General features: G+C 70.0%; 4 protein-coding genes and 1 pseudogene. 2 read left to right on the forward strand and 3 right to left on the reverse strand.

Going from position 1 to position 4,923, the window contains the following annotated elements:
• Together QN350_RS18970 and QN350_RS18975 are read right to left on the reverse strand one after the other, a co-directional pair.
• The coding region (locus tag QN350_RS18970) for a methyltransferase domain-containing protein (RefSeq protein ID WP_323517111.1) at nucleotides 1–746 on the reverse strand (746 nt) is incomplete at its 3' end.
• Between the two features lie 74 nt (nucleotides 747–820).
• Nucleotides 821–2,155: a type III polyketide synthase gene (locus QN350_RS18975; protein ID WP_322137775.1), complete on the reverse strand. Its 1,335-nt coding sequence runs from the start codon at nucleotides 2,153–2,155 to the stop codon at nucleotides 821–823.
• Between the two features lie 179 nt (nucleotides 2,156–2,334).
• Here QN350_RS18975 and QN350_RS18980 point away from each other — a divergent pair, with 179 nt between their 5' ends.
• Nucleotides 2,335–4,080, forward strand: coding sequence for a pyruvate dehydrogenase (locus QN350_RS18980; RefSeq protein WP_322137776.1), 1,746 nt, complete (start codon nucleotides 2,335–2,337; stop codon nucleotides 4,078–4,080).
• 252 nt (nucleotides 4,081–4,332) lie between these two features.
• Nucleotides 4,333–4,527 carry a hypothetical protein gene (locus QN350_RS18985; protein WP_281535649.1) on the forward strand — a complete coding sequence of 65 codons (195 nt, stop codon included), beginning with the start codon at nucleotides 4,333–4,335 and terminating at the stop codon, nucleotides 4,525–4,527.
• Between the two features lie 67 nt (nucleotides 4,528–4,594).
• On the opposite strand, the pseudogene QN350_RS18990 reads toward QN350_RS18985, so the two are convergent.
• Nucleotides 4,595–4,923: pseudogene (locus QN350_RS18990) on the reverse strand (hypothetical protein); the annotation flags it as partial.

A 4,923-nucleotide genomic window follows, 5' to 3' on the forward strand; every position in this document is an offset into this window, starting at 1 on the left:
CCCCCGGCCCCCCGGGCGCTACGCGGCGGAAGTGGCGCGGCACCCGTCACAGCTCCGGCACGATTGGCGCGCAACGGCGCAGCAGGCGCGCTCGGGCCGTTCCAGCGCAGCAGCAGGCGAGACGGATGCTCGCGCACGACGTCCCAGCCCGGCGGAACGACCGCGCGCAGTTCCGGCGCGGTGAAGCTGCGGCGGATCGAGGTGAGGCCGTCCGTGCGGATGTACGAGTCGCGGAAGAGCGGCCAGGTGCCGAGGCCGAAGCCGAGATAGGCGAAGGTGCTGCGTTCGATGTCCCCGAGCAGGACCCGGCCGCCGGGCTCCGCGAGCCGTTGACAGTCGGCGAGCAGGCCGCCGAGCTGGTCCCCGGTCAGGTGATGCAGCACATGGTTGGACACCACGACATCGAAGCGCGCTCCCTCCTCGGCGAGGTCGGAGCTGAGCGCCCGTCGGAACTGAAGCCGGGGCTGCGGCGGCTGGGCGGTCGCGAAGGAGTGGGCGCGGGCATCCGGGTCGATCGCGGTCACCGTGAGGAGGAGGCCATCGCGCGCCGCCCAGCGCGCAAGCGCCCGGGCGACGTCGCCGCCACCCGACCCGATGTCGAGCAGCGTGCTCTCCCTGCTCGTCGAGAGGAGCGGCCGGATCTCCCGGCGGTACACCCCGCGCCAGCCGGAGACGGCCGCATTCACGTAGCGGAAATAGTCGTACGTGCGGCTGAGGACCTCGGGGTCGCAATCGGGATCGTCCATGAGCTCGACCGCGTCGCTCGCCCGCCGGCGGAGGAACGGCAACACAGGCAACAACGGCACTCGCGCGGGCCGCGTCAGCCGCGCACCACAGTCATCAGGCCGGACTCGACCGTGAGCCCCGGTCCGAAGGCCATGGCGCAGAGGCGCTCGCCGTCCGCGGTCGTCGGGGCGTCCAGGATCGCCTTCAGCACGAAGAGGATCGTCGCGCTGCTCATGTTTCCGTAATCCCGCAGGGTCTCCCGCGACGGCACGAGCTGCGCCTCGCTGAGCCCGAGCTTGGCCTCGGTCTTGTCGAGGATGCTCCGGCCGCCCGGGTGGATCGCCCAGTGCGCGATCGCCGTGCTGAGTGGCGCCCGTGCGGCCTCGGCCGCGGTGACCACGATGGCGGGAGCGGTGAGCGTGGCAACCGACCCGGATGAAGCAATTTCGGCGACCTCGGCGACCTCGGCCAGCTCGGCGACCTCAGAAGCAAATTCCTCGATCGGCATCGTCTCACCGAGGGCGGCGATGGCTGCCGCCAGACCGGGGTCCTTCGCGAAAAGCGGTGCGAGCGCACCCTCGATGTGCTCGTCGATGATGTGCGGAACATAGGTGCTGAGCACCATCTCGAAGCCCTCGTCGCCGATCTTCCATGCCATGTCGCCCTCGCCGACCGGCGTGATCACGGTCTCGAAGAGGTCGAGGCTCAAGGCGTTCTCGCCCGGAGCCGGTGCGCGTGAACTCACGATTCCGGCGGCCGCACCATCCGAGAACAGGGAGGAGGCAACGATCGTGTCGGGGTCGTCCGACGTGCGCAGGTGCAGCGAACACAGCTCGGCACTCACGACGAGCACCACGGCGTTCGGGTCGGCCTCGACGAACTGCTTGGCGGTCCGCAGCGCGGGCATCGACGCGTAACAACCCATGAACCCCAGGTGATACCTCTGCGTGGTCGGCTTCAGGCCCAATTCCCGCACGAGCATATAATCGGGGCCGGGCGCGTAGAAGCCCGTGCAGGAGACGGTCACTACGTGCGTCACATCGGCGGCCTCGACGCCCGGGCACGCAGCCAGCGCGCGCCGCCCCGCCTCGACGAAGAGCTTGGTCGCCTCCGTGATGTAGAGCTCGTTGCGCACGCGTGTACTCGGGACCAGGAGTGTCTGGGTCGCCGCGTCGAAGAACTGCGGGTCTGGCTTCTCCGAGTCGAGGGTCAACTCCTCGATGACGGTGTGGCGGCGCTCGATCCCGGACAGGTTGAAGGATGCCGTCACGAGCCTCTTCCCCAGCCTGCTCAGTCCCGGCTGGGCCGCGAACACGTCGCGCACCTCCTCCTGGATCAGCACTGTGGATGGAACAACGGTCTGCAACGCTCGAAGAGTGACGGACATAGCCCCAGTGTTACACGCGGCCCTGCGAGGCACACCCCCCATTTTCGCGGGCTCCGGCAACAGCCGGCGGATGCCCCGACGCCGAAACTGGGTGCCGGCAGTGAATCCGCTGGGCACTGTTCTGTCTCGCGGAGTGATGCCTAGGCTGGAATGTGGCGTGGGCCAACGGGGATGCACGTCGCCAACCGCGGGCCACCCGCCCGCCAATCCGAGGGAGTCCCGTGGCCACGACCGTCGCAGACCAGATCATCGCCCAGCTCATCGAGGCCGGGGTGCGCCGCATTTACGGCATCGTCGGCGACAGCCTCAACCCGATCGTCGACGCGGTGCGGCGCAGCGGCGGATCGGTCAAGGGCGGCATCGACTGGGTGCACGTGCGCAATGAGGAGGCCGCGGCCTTCGCGGCCAGCGCCGAAGCGCAACTCACCGGTGAACTCGCCGTCTGTGCCGGCAGCTGCGGTCCCGGCAACCTGCACCTCATCAACGGCCTCTACGACGCCCACCGTTCGGGAGCCCCCGTGCTCGCGATCGCGAGCCACATCCCGAGCGCCCAGATCGGCAGCTCCTTCTTCCAGGAGACCCACCCGGACCGCCTGTTCGTCGAATGCTCCAACTACTGCGAACTCGTCAGTTCGGCCGGCCAGGCCCCCCGGGTCGTGAGCATGGCGATGCGCCACGCGATCGGCCTCGGCGGCGTCGCCGTCGTCACCCTTCCCGGTGACATCGCCGAGCTGCCCGCGGTCGGCACGGCACCGACGCTCACCCTAACCAAGCCCGGCACGCTCGTGCCGTCGACGGCCGACGTGCAGCGCCTCGCCGACGCCATCAACAACGCCCGCCAGATCGCGATCTTCGCCGGGATCGGCGTCGCCGGAGCCCACGACGAGGTCGTCGCCTTCGCCGACCTGCTCGCTGCTCCGATGGGGCATTCCCTCCGCGGCAAGGAATGGATCCAGTACGACAATCCCTTCGACGTGGGTATGACCGGCCTGATCGGCTACGGCGCCGCGCACGACGGCATGCACGATGCCGACCTGCTCATCCTGCTCGGCACCGACTTCCCGTATTCGCAATTCCTGCCCGACGGAACGGATGTCGTCATCGCGCAGGTGGACATCCGTGCGGAACACATCGGCCGGCGCACGAACGTCACCGTGCCCGTGCACGGCGATGTCGCCGCAACGATCGCCGCGGTCACGCCGTTGATCACCCGCACCGCCGACCGGCGGTTCCTCGAGAAGACCCTCAAGCACCACGAGCAGCTCATGACCAAGGTCGACGGCAACCCGCGCAACGTCGAGAAGCGCACGCCGATCCACCCCGAGTACGCGGCCTCGATCCTCGACGAGGTCGCCGCCGACAACGCCGTCTTCATCGCAGACACCGGCATGTGCAACGTCTGGGCCGCGCGCTACATCAGCCCGAACGGGCGCAGGCGGATGCTCGCCTCACTCCTCCACGGATCGATGGCCAACGCGCTTCCCCAGGCGATCGGCGCCCAGGCGAGCAACCCGGGGCGCCAGGTCGTCACGCTCTCCGGCGACGGCGGGCTCTCGATGCTCCTCGGCGAACTCGTCACCGTCGCCGCGCAGAACCTGCCGGTGAAGATCGTCGTGTTCAACAACTCGACCCTCGGCATGGTCAAGCTCGAGATGCTCGTCGACGGATACCCCGACTTCGGCGTCGACGTTCCGGCCGTCGACTACGCCGCCGTCGCGAACGCCTTGGGCATCTACGGCCAGCGGGTCGAGGATCCCGCCGAGATCCGCGGCGCCCTGCAGCGCGCTTTCGAGCACGACGGGCCCGCGCTCGTCGACCTCGTCACGGACCCCCTCGCGCTGAGCATGCCGCCGACGATCACCGGCGCGCAGGTGCGCGGCTTCGCGCTCGCGCTCTCCCGCGTCGTGCTGAACGGCGGCGTCGGCGAGGCCGTGCAGCTGGCCCGCACGAACATCCACAAGCTCTAGTCGGGGACGCAGGCCCCGTCGCGCAGGCGGCGCCCGTCGCGCAGGCGGTCCCGGTCGCGCGACCGTTCTCGGTCGGCGGATGCCGCCGCTCGCGACCCGCGCCCGCGCCCACTTCCGCAGGCCGCACCCAAAACGGCGGGCGCGGCCTGCCGAAACCGGCGCGGCAGCCCGTGTCGGGCCGACGGTACTCGGGCTAGCCTGAGGCCCATCGGGTAGTCGCCGGGGCGTGTGGATTCGGAGGAGCTGATAGTCATGGACGGACGTGGACGGGTGATCGTGCGGGACGGGCCCTGGGGCTTCGTCCTCTTCCTGGCTTACATCGGTGCGGCGATCTACTTCGTCTCGATCTCGAGCGGCACGTTCTGGGGCGTGATTCTCGGGCTGCTCCAGGCGATCGTCTGGCCGGTCTACGTCGTCTACCACGTGCTCGTCCTGATCGGCGCCTGAGCGCGGGCGCGGCAGCATCCGATCGGCCTCGCTGGGGCTTTCGCGCCGGATGCCGTCGGGCCGTGGGTCAGGGCAGGCGGTCGAAGAGGTGGGTGGCGACGAACGCGACGAGCGACCCGGCCGCGCAGATCGCCGCGACCCCGCCGACGTAGGCGATCACGGCCTCGCTGTTCGGGCCTGAGGCGCCGAAGAACGTTACGAGGAACGCCGCAGCCGCGACCAGGCAGAACGGCACGACGAACCAGAGCTGGGTGCGGTAGCCGATCGCCGGCGTTCCGCGGGTCGGGGCCAGGGCGCCGGTCCCCGCGTCCGGGTCGGCATTCCCCGCCGCGAATCGACGCGCCGCCCGGCCGACTCGCGGGCGGCATCGCGCTCGGAGGGTGGGGTGCGTCAGCG

This window comes from Cryobacterium sp. 10I5 (assembly GCF_035019865.1).
In the GTDB taxonomy this organism is placed as follows: domain Bacteria; phylum Actinomycetota; class Actinomycetes; order Actinomycetales; family Microbacteriaceae; genus Cryobacterium; species Cryobacterium breve_A.